13 protein-coding genes are annotated in these 14,807 nt (G+C 71.4%); 7 read left to right on the forward strand and 6 right to left on the reverse strand.

What is annotated here, in order from left to right; all coding sequences use genetic code 11:
• Window positions 1–41 precede the first annotated feature (41 nt).
• The 6 genes from ABH926_RS26580 to ABH926_RS26605 all read left to right on the forward strand — a co-directional run bounded on the left by ABH926_RS26580 (window position 42) and on the right by ABH926_RS26605 (window position 6,427).
• On the forward strand, window positions 42–611 hold the full coding sequence (locus tag ABH926_RS26580; protein ID WP_370368492.1) for a MarR family winged helix-turn-helix transcriptional regulator: 570 nt from the start codon (window positions 42–44) through the stop codon (window positions 609–611).
• Window positions 612–875: 264 nt separating this feature from the next.
• A complete protein-coding gene (locus tag ABH926_RS26585) occupies window positions 876–2,309 on the forward strand; it encodes a family 2B encapsulin nanocompartment shell protein (protein WP_370368493.1) in 1,434 nt (477 codons plus the stop codon).
• A gap of 20 nt (window positions 2,310–2,329) precedes the next feature.
• Window positions 2,330–3,526, forward strand: a complete 1,197-nt coding sequence (locus tag ABH926_RS26590; RefSeq protein WP_370368494.1) for a hypothetical protein — start codon at window positions 2,330–2,332, stop codon at window positions 3,524–3,526.
• Between the two features lie 138 nt (window positions 3,527–3,664).
• Window positions 3,665–4,513 carry a geranyl diphosphate 2-C-methyltransferase gene (locus ABH926_RS26595; protein ID WP_370368495.1) on the forward strand — a complete coding sequence of 283 codons (849 nt, stop codon included), beginning with the start codon at window positions 3,665–3,667 and terminating at the stop codon, window positions 4,511–4,513.
• A gap of 89 nt (window positions 4,514–4,602) precedes the next feature.
• Window positions 4,603–5,769: a family 2 encapsulin nanocompartment cargo protein terpene cyclase gene (locus ABH926_RS26600; RefSeq protein ID WP_370368496.1), complete on the forward strand. Its 1,167-nt coding sequence runs from the start codon at window positions 4,603–4,605 to the stop codon at window positions 5,767–5,769.
• 118 nt (window positions 5,770–5,887) lie between these two features.
• Window positions 5,888–6,427, forward strand: coding sequence for a GNAT family N-acetyltransferase (locus ABH926_RS26605; RefSeq protein WP_370368497.1), 540 nt, complete (start codon window positions 5,888–5,890; stop codon window positions 6,425–6,427).
• Here ABH926_RS26605 and ABH926_RS26610 read toward each other — a convergent pair.
• The 4 genes from ABH926_RS26610 to ABH926_RS26625 all read right to left on the reverse strand — a co-directional run bounded on the left by ABH926_RS26610 (window position 6,387) and on the right by ABH926_RS26625 (window position 10,330).
• Window positions 6,387–6,935, reverse strand: coding sequence for a hypothetical protein (locus ABH926_RS26610; RefSeq protein WP_370368515.1), 549 nt, complete (start codon window positions 6,933–6,935; stop codon window positions 6,387–6,389). The genes ABH926_RS26605 and ABH926_RS26610 overlap by 41 nt on opposite strands.
• A 497-nt stretch (window positions 6,936–7,432) precedes the next feature.
• The gene (locus ABH926_RS26615; protein ID WP_370368516.1) at window positions 7,433–8,626 is read right to left on the reverse strand and encodes a PP2C family protein-serine/threonine phosphatase; all 1,194 of its coding nucleotides are present in this window, start codon (window positions 8,624–8,626) and stop codon (window positions 7,433–7,435) included.
• Window positions 8,627–8,886: 260 nt separating this feature from the next.
• On the reverse strand, window positions 8,887–9,666 hold the full coding sequence (locus ABH926_RS26620; RefSeq protein WP_370368517.1) for an exodeoxyribonuclease III: 780 nt from the start codon (window positions 9,664–9,666) through the stop codon (window positions 8,887–8,889).
• 31 nt (window positions 9,667–9,697) lie between these two features.
• A complete protein-coding gene (locus ABH926_RS26625; RefSeq protein ID WP_370368498.1) occupies window positions 9,698–10,330 on the reverse strand; it encodes a TIGR03085 family metal-binding protein in 633 nt (210 codons plus the stop codon).
• 100 nt (window positions 10,331–10,430) lie between these two features.
• Between ABH926_RS26625 and ABH926_RS26630 the strand changes: the two genes are divergently transcribed.
• On the forward strand, window positions 10,431–11,744 hold the full coding sequence (locus ABH926_RS26630) for a class I SAM-dependent methyltransferase (protein ID WP_370368499.1): 1,314 nt from the start codon (window positions 10,431–10,433) through the stop codon (window positions 11,742–11,744).
• A gap of 81 nt (window positions 11,745–11,825) precedes the next feature.
• Here the strand turns inward: ABH926_RS26630 and ABH926_RS26635 are convergent, their stop codons facing one another.
• Window positions 11,826–14,036, reverse strand: a complete 2,211-nt coding sequence (locus ABH926_RS26635; protein ID WP_370368500.1) for a hypothetical protein — start codon at window positions 14,034–14,036, stop codon at window positions 11,826–11,828.
• A 303-nt stretch (window positions 14,037–14,339) separates the two neighbouring features.
• Window positions 14,340–14,807 (reverse strand): pirin family protein (locus ABH926_RS26640; RefSeq protein WP_370368501.1); only part of this gene is annotated, 468 nt, incomplete at its 5' end.

Raw genomic sequence — 14,807 nt, forward strand, 5'->3', positions numbered from 1 at the left:
TCCGTTGGCGAAACACCGCCGGGGCACACCATACTGGCCCGATGGAGGACTCCGTCGACCGTCACCTGGCCCGCTGGCGCGGCAAAGCCCCGTACGACGAGACGGTCGAGGCGGTCGTCACCCGCATCCAGAACCTCACCAAACACGTCGCCAACGGCAAACGCCGCATGCACGACGAGGTCGGCCTGGCCGACTACGAGTTCCAGACCCTGCACCGCCTGGCGGCCCGCGACGACCACCGCGCCACCCCCGGCGAGCTGGCCGCCGAGCTGATGCTCTCCGGCGCCGGCATGACCGGCCGCCTGGACGCCCTGGAGCAGGCCGGGCTGGTGCGGCGCATCCGCGGCACCGCCGACCGCCGCCGCGTCGATGTCGAGCTCACCGACGAGGGCCACGCCAGGTGGCTGGCCGGGATGCGGTTCCAGGACCAGGTCGAGCGGCAGATCGTCGGCGCCCTGGACGCCCGCGAACGCGACCGTCTCAACGCTTTGCTGAAGAAGATGTTGCTGCACGCCGAGGAGCTCGCCGCCGGCACCCCCAGCCCCAGCCCCAGCGCCGGCGCCGGCGCCGAGAGGACCGACAGCACGGCCGGCACCGACAGCACCATCTGAACGACGCCACGCCAGCCGACGCCACCGCCTGAACAGCACTGGCTGAACCTCTCTGGCTGAACATCCACGAACCCGCAGAACCGGCGCGCGCCGCCCGCCACCTGGGCCGGACTTTCGCCCAAACCCATCCGTTAGGGCGGCGGCGCGCCATCCGCGCGCGCCATCCGCCACGGTGACGCGGCCTGGTGGGCCTGCTTTGGTTCGCCTTACTTCAGAAGGGAGCTCTTTCGGTCAGCCATGGGCTGTGACAAGGAGGACCCGGCAATGACGATCACCCCGGACCGCACCGCCGAGGAAGCGGCCGACGACGTTCCCGCCACGGACACGCCGCTGTCCCTGAGTACCGACGCAGCCCGCAATCTGGCCACCACCACCAAGACGCAGCCGCAGATGCGCGGCATCACCTCCCGCTGGCTGCTGCGGCGGCTGCCGTGGGAGGAGGTCTCCGGCGGCACGTACCGGGTGAACCGGCGGCTGAGCCTGTCGGTGGGGCGCGGGCGTGTGGCGTTCGTGCAAAGCGGCGCCGACGACATCCGCATCGTGCCGCAGACACTGCGGGAGATCCCGGTGATGCGGGACTTCGCCGACGACGCGCTGCTGGCCGAGCTCGCCGGACTGTTCACGCCCCGGGACTTCGCCGCCGGCGAGGTCATCGCCGAGGCCGGGCACCCGGTGGACGAGGTGTTCATCCTGGCGCACGGCCGGGTGGAGCGCAGCACCATCGGCGCCTACGGCGACTCGACGCTGCTGGGTGTCCTCACCGACGGCGCGCACCTGGGAGATGAGGTGCTGCTGCAGGAGGACCCGCTGTGGAGCGCCACGGTGAAGGCCACGACCGCCGGCACGCTGCTGGCGATGCCGCTGGCGGACTTCGCCCGGCTCCGGGACGCCAGCCCGCCGCTGCGCGAGCACATCGACGCTTTCGTGGCGCGCGCCGACCGTGCGGTGAACTCCAAAGGCGAGGCCGAGGTGGAGCTCAGCGCCGGCCACGAGGGCGAGGTGGAGCTGGCCGGTACCTACGTGGACTACGACCTGTCCCCGCGGGAGTACCAGCTGTCGTTGACGCAGACGATCCTGCGGGTCCACTCCCGGGTCGCCGACCTCTACAACGACCCGATGGACCAGGTGAAGGAGCAGCTGCGGCTGACGATCGAGGAGATCCGGGAGCGGCAGGAGTGGGAGCTGCTGAACAACCGGGAGTTCGGGCTGCTGCACAACGCCGAGTACGACCAGCGGATCAGCACCTGGTCCGGGCCGCCGACCCCGGACGACATGGACGACCTGTTGGCGATGCGCCGCAGCACCCACATGTTCCTGGCGCACCCCAAGGCGATCGCGGCGTTCGGCCGGGAGTGCACCAAACGCGGCCTGTACCCGGACCCGGTGCTCATCGACGGGCACGCGGTCCCGGCCTGGCGCGGGGTACCGATCTTCCCCTGCGGCAAGATCGGCGTCCAGGACGGCCACACCTCCTCGATCGTGGCGATGCGCCTGGGCGAGTCCCAGCAGGGCGTGGTCGGGCTGCGGCAGACCGGCATCCCCGACGAGTACGAGCCGGGCCTGAACGTGCGGTTCATGGGGATCACCGACATGGCGATCATCAAGTACCTGGTCACCGCGTACTACTCGGTGGCGGTGCTGGTGCCGGACGCCATCGGGATCCTGGAGAACGTCGACGTCGCGGCACCGCGCGGCTGAGCAAGGAGGAGACGGGGACGATGGCGACGATCGGGCTGGTGCCGCGCACCGGACTGGGCATGGCCGCCTCCAGGCTGTCGCAGGCCGGGCGGGCGGCGCGGGTCACCGAGGCGCTGTACTGCCCGCCGGCGGTCCGGGACGACCCGGCGCTGGCGGTGGCGGTGCAGCAACGGGTCGACGAGTGGGCCGCCGGGGTGCGCCTGGCGCCGGGGCCGACGGCGGGGCTCGGGCGGCTGGCGGTGCTGGCGCATCCGGACACCGATGATGTGGACCGGCTGGCGGTGGCGGCCAGGCTGCTGGCTGTCGGGCGGGTGCTGGCGGCGGGGGCTTTGGAGGCGGAGGAGGAGGATCTGCTGCTGCGTCCCGCAGCGGCGCCGGTGCCGGGCGGTGCCGGCGCTGGGGGCGCTGCGGGCGCTGCGGGCGCGGTGCCCGAGCCAGGTGTTGCTGGCATCGCGGTGCCGGCGACGGGCATGCTCGGCGGCGCGGCGGCGAACCTCCGTGGCGGCGGCCTGCCTGTGCCGGACTCCCCCGGCCTCCCCGCGGCCGAAACCGCTGCCGACGCTGCCGACGCCGCCGGGACGCTCACCGAGGCTCTGGCCTCAGCGGCCGCCGAGATCCACGACGGCTGCGACGTCCCGGACCACGCTCTTGCCTCCCGCCCGGATCCGTCGCGCGCCGGTATCGCCGATCCGGCGCTGTTGTCGGCGCTGGCGGGTCTGAGTGCTCTGCCGGCCTCGCCGTATCAGGTGCAGCGGGTGCGGGCCGAGTGTGAGGCGTTGTCCTCGGCGTCCGGCGGCGGTGCCGGTGCCGGTGCCGGGCCGCGTGCGCCGTGGGAGTACCTGTCGCTGGGGCACGTGAACGCCTACAGTCCGGCGCTGGCCGCCCTGGACGCGGTCGACGGGTTCGAGCTGTCGCCGTCGGCGGCCGCCGATCCGGAGTTGCGGCGCGCGCAGCGTCTGGCGGCGTTGGCGGCGGCGCTGCTGCACGACATCGCCTCGCCGGTGCCCTCGGGTCTGACGGCGGCGATCGCGCGCGCCGACGGTCTGGCGCCGGGTGCGGCGGGCCGGCGTGCCGCGCAGGTCCATGACGAGGCGATGCGGGCGTTCCAGCACCATGCCACGCAGCTGGCCGGCTCGGCCGATCCGGCGACGCGCCGGTATCTGTCGGGGCTGTGGACGTGGCTGGGCGGGCACCGTACCTGGCACGCCGTGTCCTGACCGGCTGCCTGCCCCCGCCCCGCCTGTACAAGAACTTCCCTGTCCGCTGTATCCGCCTATCCACTATCCCTCTGTATCCGTCCCTGTTCCTACGACGCAGCCTTGCCTCGCAGTTCCTCGACGAAGGGTGGTTTCGCCATGGGTTCGCAGTCCGCTGTCACCAGCCGCTATCAGGAGTCCGTCGCCGATTACTGGGACCGGGAGAAGAACCCGGTGAACATCCGCTTAGGCGAGGTGGACGGCATCTACCACCACCACTACGGCATCGGCGACGTCGACTGGTCGGTACTGCAGGCCCCGGCCGACGACCGCGAGGCCCGCATGATCGCCGAGATGCACCGGCTGGAGACGGCGCAGGCCGAGTTCCTGCTGGACCAGCTGGGGCCGGTCACCGCCGAGCAGCGGCTGCTGGACGCCGGTTCCGGCCGCGGCGGCACGTCGCTGATGGCGGCGCTGCGGTTCGGCTGCCGGGTCGACGGGTTGTCGATCTCCGGCAAGCAGGTGGAGTTCGCGAACAGCCGGGCCGAGCAGATGGGCCTGTCCGGGCAGGTGAACTACCACCTGCGGAACATGCTGGACAACGGCTTCGCCGACGGCACGTTCCAGGCGATCTGGAACAACGAGTCCACGATGTACGTGGACTTGGACACGTTGTTCGCCGAGCATGCGCGCTCGCTGGCGCCGGGCGGCCGGTACGTCACCATCACCGGCTGCTTCAACGACGCCTACGGCGCGCTGCCGTCGCGGTCGGTCAGCCAGATCAACGCGCACTACATCTGCGACATCCACCCGCGGTCGGGGTACTTCTCGGCGATGGTCGCCAACGGGCTGGTGCCGATCAGTGTGGTGGATCTGACGGCGGCGACGATCCCGTACTGGGAGCTGCGGCAGCAGTCGAACGTGACGACCGGGATCGAGGAGGCGTTCCTGACCGCGTACAAGGAGGGCAGCTTCCACTACCTGATGATCGCCGCCGACAAGGTCTGAGCCGGATCGGCGGTGTCCGGGGCCCTGCTGCGGGCCCCGGACACCGCCAGACCGGGCTCTGAATCACCCATCATGCGGGGAGAGATGCCATGACCCTGATCGCCGACACTGCGCCGACCGCCGCGGCGGTGCTGCCGGGCCTGGCCGCCCTGACCGGGCCGCCGCCGGCGCGGCCGCCGTGGGAGAGCGGATCGGAGCACTGGCACCGCTCCGACGTCGACCCGGGCCCGGAGCCGGGGCGGCGTCCGCCGCAGCATCCCGAGCGGCTGGCGCCGACGCCGATCCAGATGCGGCCCTGGGGCGACGGCTCCCATTCCCTGCTGTACTGCCCGGCCACCGTCCGGTTCGACGAGGCCCTGGCCGCCGACGTCAACGCGCGCCTGGTGGCCTGGGCCGAGCGGATCGGGCTGCATGCCGGGCATCTGGAGGAGTTCGCCAAGACCGGGTTCGGCCGGCTGATCACCCTGGCCCATCCCGAGTGCGACGACCCGGACCTGCTGCTGGTCTCGGCGCAGATGAACGCCGCCTGGTGGGCCTCGGACGACTACTACGCCGACGAGACCGACCTGGGCGCGGTCGCCGAGGCGCTGCCGGAGCGTCTGGCGCTGGTGTCCTCGGCGCTGGACCCGCCGCCGCCGGCCGGGCAGTTCACGCCGCCGCTGCAGGAGGCGGTGGTGTCCGACGCGGTGCTGGTGTCGCTGCGTTCGGCACTGGCGCACGTCACCCGGCACGCCTCGGCGGCGCAGGTGATGCGGGTGCGGCACACCACGCACCAGATGTACGTGTCCTGGAACGCCTACAACGCCTGGCGCCACGCCGGCATCACCCCGGAGGCGTGGCGGTATCTGGCGGCGCGCCAACACGACAGCTTCTACACCTCGATGATCCTCATCGACGTCGTCGGCGGCTACGAACTGCCCGCCGAGTTGTTCGCCGACCCGCTGTTCCACCGTGCCCTGACCCAGGCCGGCACCGCCGCGGTGCTGGTGAACGACCTGGCCTCGGCGGCCCGCGAAGCCGGCGAGGACCCGGACTGCAACCTGGTGCTGCTGCTGGCCGCCGAACGCGGCTGCTCCCTGGCCGAGGCCACCGAGGAGGTGGTGGCGCTGCACAACGACGTGGTGCGCGGGTTCGAGGCCAGCCGCGAGGCGCTGGCGGCGGTGCCGTCGCCGGAGCTGCAGCGGTTCGTGCTGGGCGCGCGGGCGTGGATGGGCGGGTGTCTGGAGTGGCACGACAGCTCGTCGCGGTACAAGTAGGCCGGCCGCTGCTTGCACACATGGGTGCCGGGGTTTTCCGCCGGGGTTGTCGGGTCGGCCGATGCGCCGGCCTGATAACCCCGGCGCGGTTCGCGGCCGCTGTGCATAGGCTCGGCGCATGACTGATGTGCAAACCCGCTGGCCGGTGCGGCTGGCCGGCGCCGAGGACCTGGCGGGTCTGCCGGCGCTGGAGACGGCCGCCGACGCACTGCTCGCGGACTACCTGGGTGTGCCGCTGCCCCCGGCGCCGGACACCGGGGTTGCGGTGGCGGCGTTGGCGCGCGCCGCGGCGGTGCTGGTGGCCGGGGCGCCGCCGGTGGGGTTCGCCCGAATCGACGTGGTCGACGGCGGCGCGCATCTGGAGCAGCTGGCGGTGGATCCGGCGCTTGGGCGGCGCGGGTTGGGGACGGCGCTGGTGCGGGCGTGCTGCGACTGGGCTGTGGCGCACGGCTTTGAGGCGGTGACGTTGACGACGTTCGCGCAGGTGCCGTTCAACGGGCCGTTCTATGCCCGGCTCGGGTTCGCCGTCGTGGATGATGCGGTGTTGCCCGCCGGGTTGGCGGGGCTGCGGCGGCACGAGGCCGAGGTCGGGTTGGACGCGTTGGGGCCGCGGGTGGTCATGCGGTGGGCCAGCGGTCCTGGGCGTACAGGGCGATGAGTGCGGCGTGGGACAGGGCGCTGGTGGTGTCGGTGACGTCGCCGTTGACGGTGTAGTCCAGCAGTACGACGTCGCCGTCGGCGGCGCGCAGTTCCGCGACGAGATCGGCGACGCGGTGCTCCAGCACCCACCGGTAGGCCGGAAGGAAGATTTGCCTCCGCGCTTCCTCGTACGGCAGCAGGCGCGCGCCGGTGAGTCCTTCGCGGTGGCCGAGCACGGGCCCGTTTGTGCGCACGGTCCGCTTCAGCCCGTGCATGGAGGTGATGCGCAGCTTCCCAGGGTCGACATCGTGGTGTTCGAACACTTTCAGCGCCTGCCAGATCCCCTCCACGGACTGCGAGACCGCGCCGCCACTGAACGGCACGGGGATGTCGCCGTGCGGGTAGAACGGGCTCATCCGCACCCACGGCTGCTGCGCTTTGGACGTGACGTCGATGATGCGCGCCCCGGGGAACGCCGACGCGAGTGATGCTGCGGAGCGGCGGCGGCTGGCGATGTGGATCGGCATGTGCTCAGCGTCGTAGCTCATTGCCGAATGGTCGCAGAGCCATCCGACAGCGGTGAGGGCCGAGTGGTGTTGAACCACCATCCGTCGAGGCCTGCCCGCAGGGCCCATGCGGTGACCACGACCATCTTGCGATGTTCAAGTGTCTCAAGGAACGCGAGCATCGTGTCGGTGCCTGCTTGCAGCTGATCAGGGGCACCGGCACCGAGTGGCGATTCTGCCGGGTGATCACAATCGCCTGGATGATGCTCACACCGTGTTCGGCCAGGAATGTCTGAATGGCGTCCATCCCGTCGTTCCAGGATGGGTCGGGACTGCTCGACCAGAGTGTCCAGCGTGCAGCGACCTCGGGGCGTAGCCCGGTGACGTCGTCAAACATGACCTTGTCTTTCGTAGTGGGTGCGGAAGCCGGAGAAGCCGAGGCCGTCGATCTCGACCACGCCGAGGGCAGCGGTTATCACGCGAACCCACCCCACCGGTACCTCCCGCCCTGCCGCCCGTCAGTGCTCCGCCGCCGGCCCCGGCACATACGGCTTGCGCCGCACCACCAGCAGCGCCACGTCGTCGTCCAGGCGCGCGCCGGCGTGGGTGGCCAGGCCGGCGAGGATCTGGCGGGTGAGTTCTGCCGGGCTGGTGGCGGGGCGGCCGGTGAGGAAGCCGGTCAGGTCGAAGAAGCGGCCGGCTTTGTCGCGGGCTTCGGTGGTGCCGTCGGTGTACAGCAGCAGGGTGTCGCCGGGGGCGAAGCGGGCCCAGGCCGGGGCTGAGGCGCTGCCGGGCGGGGAGGCCAGGTCGAACAGGCCCAGGGGCGGGCCGGGTTCGGCCGGGGCCAGGGCGGCGACGCGGCCGTCGCGCATCAGCAGCGGCGGGGGGTGGCCGCAGTTGACCACTTCGACGGTGGGGCGGTCGGGGTCCACCGACAGCAGGACCGCGGTGACGAACTCCTCGGTGCCGGCGGGGCGGCGGGCCAGCATCGCGTGCATGCGGTCGGCGACGCGGGACAGGTCCGGTTCGGTGTAGGCGGCCTCGCGGAACACGCCGAGGACGTCGGCGGCGGCCTCGACGGCGGGCAGGCCTTTGCCGCGGACGTCGCCGATGAGCAGCCGGTCGCCGAAGCGGGTGGACAGTGCCTCGTACAGGTCGCCGCCGATGCGGGCCTCGGCGGCGGCGGCGCGGTAAGCCACGGCGGTGCGGACCTGCGCCAGCTCCGGCGGTACTTCCCGCAGGACCACGTGCTGCGCGGTCTCGGCAACGCTGCGCACGTTCGCCAGCATCCGCGACTGGCGTCCCACCAGTCCCAGGCTGACGCAGCTGACGACGGTCACCACGACGATGGCGCCGATCGCGGCGACCTCGACGTCGCTGCCGACATGCAACGAGTACTCGTACAGCAGCACCGACACGCCGATGGCGGTCAGGGCGTTGGCGATGGTCTGCCACAGCGACCGGGTCAGCAGCGCCGACAGTGCCGGGGCCACCGACAGTGTCGAGGAGAACGTGACGTCTTTGGGGGTGGCCAGGTCGGCGGCGGCGATGATGGCGATGAACAGGTACGGCACCAGCCGCTGCGGCCACGTGGCGTGCGACGGCGTGACCGTCACCGGGGTGCCGACGCCGGCGCCGGCCGGGTCGCCGGGCAGCGCGGCCGTGGACACGGCGATGTCACGCCGGGAGTCCGGGCGGCGGAGCCAAACCATCGTCACGTTTCCAAGGAGGGTCGCAGGAGAGAGGGTCGTGGGAGAGTCGAAGTCGAAGGAGTGTCGGTGGCACGCTGCGATGACGCGGCTGCCGCGGTCGGGTCGGGGCTACTCAGCGATTCTCGCTGCTGTCCGGTGCGATCAGCGGATCACGGCCCGCCTCGGCGCGGCGCGCCACGCTGCGCCGAACGCGGGACCCGCACCGAGCGCCGACAGCGGCCGACGTCAGATGCCGGGCACCAGCGGCGTCCCGCTGGCCGCTACAGCTCGAGGTCCACCACCACCGGCGCATGATCGGAAGCCCCCTTGCCCTTGCGCTCCTCCCGGTCCACGAACGCGTCGCTCACCGCACCGGCGAACGCCTTGTTCCCGAACACCAGGTCGATGCGCATGCCGTTGTTCTTCGGGAACGCCAACTGCCGGTAGTCCCAGTACGTGTACGGCTTGTCGTACTTCAACGCCCGCGGCAGCACCTCGACCAGGCCGTGTCCGGCCAGATCCGCCAGCTTCTCCCGCTCGGCCGGCGTCACGTGCGTGGACTCGGTGAACAGCGACATGTCCCACACGTCGGCATCGGTCGGGGCGATGTTGAAGTCCCCCAGCACCGCGTACGGGACGTCGGCGCGCGCCGCGTCGGCGGCGAACGCGGTCAGCGAGTCCAGCCAGGCGAGTTTGTAGTCGAAGTGCGGATGCCCGAGCTCCCGGCCGTTGGGCACGTAGACGCTGGTGACGCGCACGCCGCCGCAGGTGGCGGTCAGCGCCCGCGGTTCGGTGACGCCGTCGAAGTCCGGCAGGCCCGGCCATCCGCGCTGCACGTCGGCGATGGGGTGCCGGGACAGGATCGCCACGCCGTTCCAGCGGCCGGTGCCCCAGGTCGCGGCCTGGTAGCCGAGTTCGGCGAGCTGCTCGGCCGGGAAGGCCTCGTCGGTGGTTTTCAGCTCCTGCAGGCACAGCACGTCGGGTCTGGCTGTGCCGAGCCAGCCGGTCAGACGGTCGACCCGCGCCGTCACCGAGTTCACGTTCCATGTCGCCACCCGCAGCACCATGCCGGACAGCTTATGGGTCAGCGGGTCACAGGCCGAACTTCGCGCCGCGGACGGCGGCCACGGCCTGCTCCTGGCCGTCGATGGCGACGACCGAGTGGCCTTGGCGCCCGGACATGAACATCACCAGTTCGCCCGGCTCCCCGGTGACCGTCACCACCGGCGTGCCCTTGTGCGCCACCGCGGTCTGCCCGTCGGGGCGGCGCAGCACCAGCCCGGCCGGCGCGCGCCGGCCGGCCAGCCGGGCCAGGCCGGCGGCCCGCTTCCACAGGGCTTCGGTGAGGTCGGTGTCGAGCAGGCGTGGTTCCCAGCCGGGCTTGGCGCGGCGTACGTCTTCGCAGTGCACGAAGAACTCCACGACGTTGGCGGCTTCGTCGACGGGGGCGAGGCCGAACAGGGAGCGGCGGGAGGGTCCTTCGGTGACCATCTGCAGGAGTTCGGTCCAGGGCCGGGCGGCGTATTCGGCCTGGACCCGGGCCAGCCGCGGGGCGAGGGCTTTCATCATGATGCCGCCGGCGGCGTCGACGCGCCGTTCCCGGACCACGACGTGCGCCGCCAGGTCCCGCGTGGTCCAGCCTTCGCACAGGGTCGGGGCGTCGGGGCCGGCTTCGGTGAGGGCTTGGGCGAGGTGGGCGCGTTCGGCGCGTGCGTGGGTTCCCATGGGGCCAGCGTAGGGGTGGGCCGGGGTGCGGGGGCCGGTGATGCGTGAGACGGCGTGGCCGTAACGCGCCTTGGCGAGCATCACGATGCAAGATAGTTGTATGGGTACTAATACCACCGTCGCATCCGTATTCAGGCCCCTGCTCACGGCCGCGCTGGGCACGATCCCCCCGCCGGTCCGGTTCGAGTTCTGGGACGGGAGTTCGCTGACGCCGCGCGCGGGGGACACGGTCGGTGCCGTGGTCGTGCGGTCGCCGGACGCGTTGGCGCACATGGTGTGGGCGCCTGGGGAGTTGGGGCTGGTCCGGGCGTATGTGTCCGGGGAGTTGGATTTCAGCGGGGACATCTTCACCGTGCTGCGCTCGTTGCAGTCCGGTGCGCCGCGCGATGCCCGGCTGGGGGCGGATGCGGCGGTGAAGGCGTTGGGGGCGGCGGCGCGGGTGGGGGCGCTGCGGCGGCGGCCGGGGCCTCCGGAGCAGGAGGCGCATCAGCGGGGCCGGCTGCACAGCAAGCGCCGGGATTCCGAGGCGATCAGCCATCACTATGACGTCGGCAACGAGTTCTACGAGCTGGTGCTCGGGGAGTCGTTGACGTATTCGTGCGCGCGGTTCGTCTCCCCCGGCGATGACGGGCGTTCCGGGCCGGACGCGTCGATGCCGCTGGCTGACGCGCAGGCGGCCAAGCATGATCTGATCTGTCGCAAGCTGGGGCTGGACCGGGGTCCGGGGATGCGGCTGCTGGATGTGGGCTGCGGCTGGGGGTCGATGGCGATCCATGCCGCGACGCACTACGGTGCGCGGGTCGTCGGTATCACCATCAGTGCCGCGCAGGCGGATCTGGCGCGTAAGAGGGTGGCGGCGGCCGGGGTGGGCGATCAGGTGGAGATCCGGTTGCAGGACTACCGGGATATGGCCGGGGAGCGGTTCGACGCGGTCTCCTCCATCGGCATGTTCGAACATGTCGGTGCCGAGCGTGCCGGGCAGTACTTCGACACGTTGTTCGCGCTGCTGGGTCCGGGCGGGCGGCTGCTGAACCACGCGATCTCCAGTCCTGGCGGGTCCCGGATCAGCGGCCGCAGCTTCATCGGCCGGTACGTGTTCCCCGACGGGGAGCTGCTCGATGCCGGGGTGACGGCGCAGTTGATGCAGCGTGCCGGGTTCGAGCTGCGGGACGTGGAGGCGCTGCGGGAGCATTACGCGCTGACGCTGCGTGCGTGGGTGAAGAACCTTCAGGACGACTGGAGCCGGGCCGTGGACCTGGTCGGTGTGGGCCGGGCCCGGGTGTGGCTGCTGTACATGGCGGGCTCCGCCCTCGGGTTCGAGGACGGCGGTATCGGTATCCATCAGGTGCTGGGCGTGGTGCCGGAGGCATCGGGCGAGGCCGGGATGCCGGCGTCGCGGCGCGCCTGGATGTGACATGCGGTGACATGCGTTGGTGGTGCCGGCTGCCGGCACCACCAACGTGGCTCAGTCGTGGCCCAGTCGTGGCTCAGTGGCTCAGTGTCCTTGGGGCCGGGTGTACCAGAACGCGATGTCGTACAGGGTTTTGGTGCCGGTGGGCCGTTTCACGATCTGCTGCTGGTCCTGCATGGTGCTCAGCGCGACGGCTTTCTTCACGGCGGTGTCCACGAAGCCCAGGGCGCGCAGCGGGTCGGCGCTGGAGGCGGCGATGACCGGGGTCCGTCCGGCGGCGGTGATGCCGGCGGTGACGTGGGCCAGTTTCGTGGCGTCGGCGTCGGACAGCAGTGCGACGGGGACCTGGCACTGGTTGCGGATGGTGGCCATCCACTGTCCGCTCATCGGGTCGACCAGCACCACGGAGTCTTTGCTCGGCGACAGGGCCCGGCACACGGTCCGGGTGGCCGCGACCTCGCCGAGTTCGGTGCGTTTGGCCGCGACCGGGGCGGTGGCGGCGGCGGCCGGAACGACGAACAGCACCGACATCACCGCTGCCCCGACGGCTGTGACCGCGACGGGGGTGAGCAGGCGGCGGCTGCCGGTGGCGGTGCGTTGGCGGCTGCGGACCTTCTCGGCGACGGCGCGGGTGGCGGCCGAGGCCGTCCACACCGCCATCAGGATCACCCCGGGCAGCACGACGGTGACCAGGCGCCGGTCTGCGTAGGGGTGGTCGGGGGTGATGGAGGGACGCCACAGTTGAAGCGCTGCCGACAGCACGTACACCGGCAGCGCCGCGGCCCAGCGCAGCTCGCGGCCGTGCAGCACCCGCCAGGTGAGCACGACCGCGCCGGCCAGGGCGGCGGCCAGCAGCGGCCAGCCGACGTACCAGGACACCCAGCGCAGTGACTGCTCGGCGTAGGTGCGGGAGCCGTCCGGGGCCAGACCGGCCCAGGTTTGCAGGGAGATCAGGTACTGGCCGGACGGGGAGTTGGCGTCGCCGCGCGCGGTACTGACGTAGGGCCGCACCAGCAGCGCCACGCCGATCAGCGCGGCGGCCGAGGCGCCGGCGGCCGGCACCAGACGCCACAGCGCCTGCGGTATTCCGCGGCGGCGGATCCATGCCGCGGCGGCCAGACACACCAGGCATGACAGGGCCAGGGCGGCGGTGGCCAGTTTCACCGACGAGGCGTTGGTCTTCACGTACGGCCAGCTCAGGAAGCGGGCGTCGAGCAGGCCCAGGGCCAGTCCGGCGAACGCCCCGGCCAGCCAGGGGCCGATGCCGTTGCGGCGGGTCGCCCACAGCCAGGCCGCCACCGGCATCAGCAGCGCCATGTCCAGCAGCAGGTCCAGCCGGACCAGTTCGCCGACGCCCAGCACGAGCCCGGCGATGAACGCGAACGGCCACGGGAGTGCGGCGCCGGCCGGGGTGCCGACAGGGGTGCCGACCGGAGCATTGGTCGGGGTGCCGGCTGCGGCTCCGCTGATGTCTGCTCCCCCGGTGGTGGTACCAGCGTCCGCGGCGGTCCCGGCGGTGATGATCTCACCGAGCAGCAGTACCGCCGCCCCGAGCAGCAGCAGCGCCGGCATCTCGGAGAAGGTGGTCTGCGAGTTCTTCAGCACCGGGAACGCCACGGCCGTCACCAGCGCCGCCAGCGGTGCCCACCGCGGGCCGGCCAGCCGTGCCGCGAGCCCGGCCAGTGCCAGGATCGCCGCGGCCCCGACCAGCGCCGGCATCACCAGCTCCCCCGACCAGCCGCCGATCCACCAGCCGGCGGCGACCATCGTCGGCCAGCCCGTCATGAACTGCGGCACCAGGTGTGACCCGACCCGGTAGAACGCCGGGCTGTCATAGGTCACCAGCGAGGAGGAATCTCCGAAAGCCCCCGTCGGCACGGGCCGGTCCAAACCGCCGTTATGGGCCAGCAAATAGCCGATTTGTGCATATGAGCCGTTGTCCCGATGCAGAACCACCTGCTCGCTGTGGGTGGCAGCGGCGAACAGCAGGAAAGCGGCCGCGATGAGCACGGTGGCGGCCACCGGCCACCAGGGGGTGCGCAGTGTGGCCGCGGCCCGCAGCACCGGCGGCAGCCCGAACCGCAGCAGCACCGCCGCCAGCACCGCGAACAGCGGCAGTGCCGTGTATATGCGGAACTGGCCGACCCACACCAGCGGGAACGTGGCGACCAGCCATGCGGTGACCAGCAGCGCGGGCACGGTCGCCAGGGATATGAGCACCGTGCTGGGCGTGAGGGCGGGTGCGAGGTCGCGTCGTGCACGGACGTACGCGGCGGCGTCGGTGACCAGACTCAAAGATCCTCATCCGGGTGTGGGAACAAAACGCGGGCAATTCTATGAGCATTGAGCTAAGCGCAATGTGAAGAAGGAACAGCCTACGGCCTGCATTACTTGTGATTGCAGTGGCGCCGCCAGTCGCACCCGGACCTGGTCTTGCCCCGCAAAGGCTACCAATTGACGCGAACATATATTTGCGCAGCCGAGCATACTTCATCGGCGGGCAAACGCTTTGAGGGAGCCCGCGCCCGCGTGGCTCCCTCAAAGCTGCTCAGTGTTGCTCAGTGTTGCTAGGCGCCGCTCAGCGCTGCTCGGTGCTGCTCAGTCCGGCTGTCCCGCCGGGGGCGGTGTGTCGCCGGGCTGGATGTGCGGGATGGGGTCGGTCGGTTCCACGCCCATTTTTCCGGCGCGGAAGTCGGCGAGGGCCTGGCGGATTTCGTCTTCGGTGTTCATGACGAACGGGCCGTAGTGCACTACTGGTTCGCGGATGGGCTCACCGCCTAGGACGATGACGTCCATGGTGGGGTGGCGTCCCTCCTGCTGCTGGTCGGCGGTGATGACGATGGTGTCGCCGGTGCCCAAGACCGCGGCCTGTGCGGTTTTGATGGGGCGGTCGGCGGCGCCGACGGTGCCGTGGCCGTTGAGCACGTACACCAGGGCGTTGAAGTCTTTGCGCCACGGCAGTTCCACCCGCGCGCCTGGTGTGATGGACAGGTGTGCCAGGGTGATCGGGGTGTGGGTGACGCCGGGGCCTTCGATGCCGTCGATGCCGCCGGCGATGACCCGGAC

It is taken from the genome of Catenulispora sp. GP43 (assembly GCF_041260665.1).
GTDB lineage: Bacteria > Actinomycetota > Actinomycetes > Streptomycetales > Catenulisporaceae > Catenulispora.

Excerpts from the sequence above, each read along its gene's own strand:
- ABH926_RS26580 (WP_370368492.1), top strand. The coding sequence starts at position 42 with ATGGAGGACTCCGTCGACCGTCACCTGGCCCGCTGGCGCGGCAAAGCC.
- ABH926_RS26610 (WP_370368515.1), bottom strand. The coding sequence starts at position 6,935 with ATGCCGATCCACATCGCCAGCCGCCGCCGCTCCGCAGCATCACTCGCG.
- ABH926_RS26590 (WP_370368494.1), top strand. The coding sequence starts at position 2,330 with ATGGCGACGATCGGGCTGGTGCCGCGCACCGGACTGGGCATGGCCGCC.
- ABH926_RS26625 (WP_370368498.1), bottom strand. The coding sequence starts at position 10,330 with ATGGGAACCCACGCACGCGCCGAACGCGCCCACCTCGCCCAAGCCCTC.
- ABH926_RS26605 (WP_370368497.1), top strand. The coding sequence starts at position 5,888 with ATGACTGATGTGCAAACCCGCTGGCCGGTGCGGCTGGCCGGCGCCGAG.
- ABH926_RS26615 (WP_370368516.1), bottom strand. The coding sequence starts at position 8,626 with ATGGTTTGGCTCCGCCGCCCGGACTCCCGGCGTGACATCGCCGTGTCC.
- ABH926_RS26600 (WP_370368496.1), top strand. The coding sequence starts at position 4,603 with ATGACCCTGATCGCCGACACTGCGCCGACCGCCGCGGCGGTGCTGCCG.
- ABH926_RS26630 (WP_370368499.1), top strand. The coding sequence starts at position 10,431 with ATGGGTACTAATACCACCGTCGCATCCGTATTCAGGCCCCTGCTCACG.
- ABH926_RS26595 (WP_370368495.1), top strand. The coding sequence starts at position 3,665 with ATGGGTTCGCAGTCCGCTGTCACCAGCCGCTATCAGGAGTCCGTCGCC.
- ABH926_RS26585 (WP_370368493.1), top strand. The coding sequence starts at position 876 with ATGACGATCACCCCGGACCGCACCGCCGAGGAAGCGGCCGACGACGTT.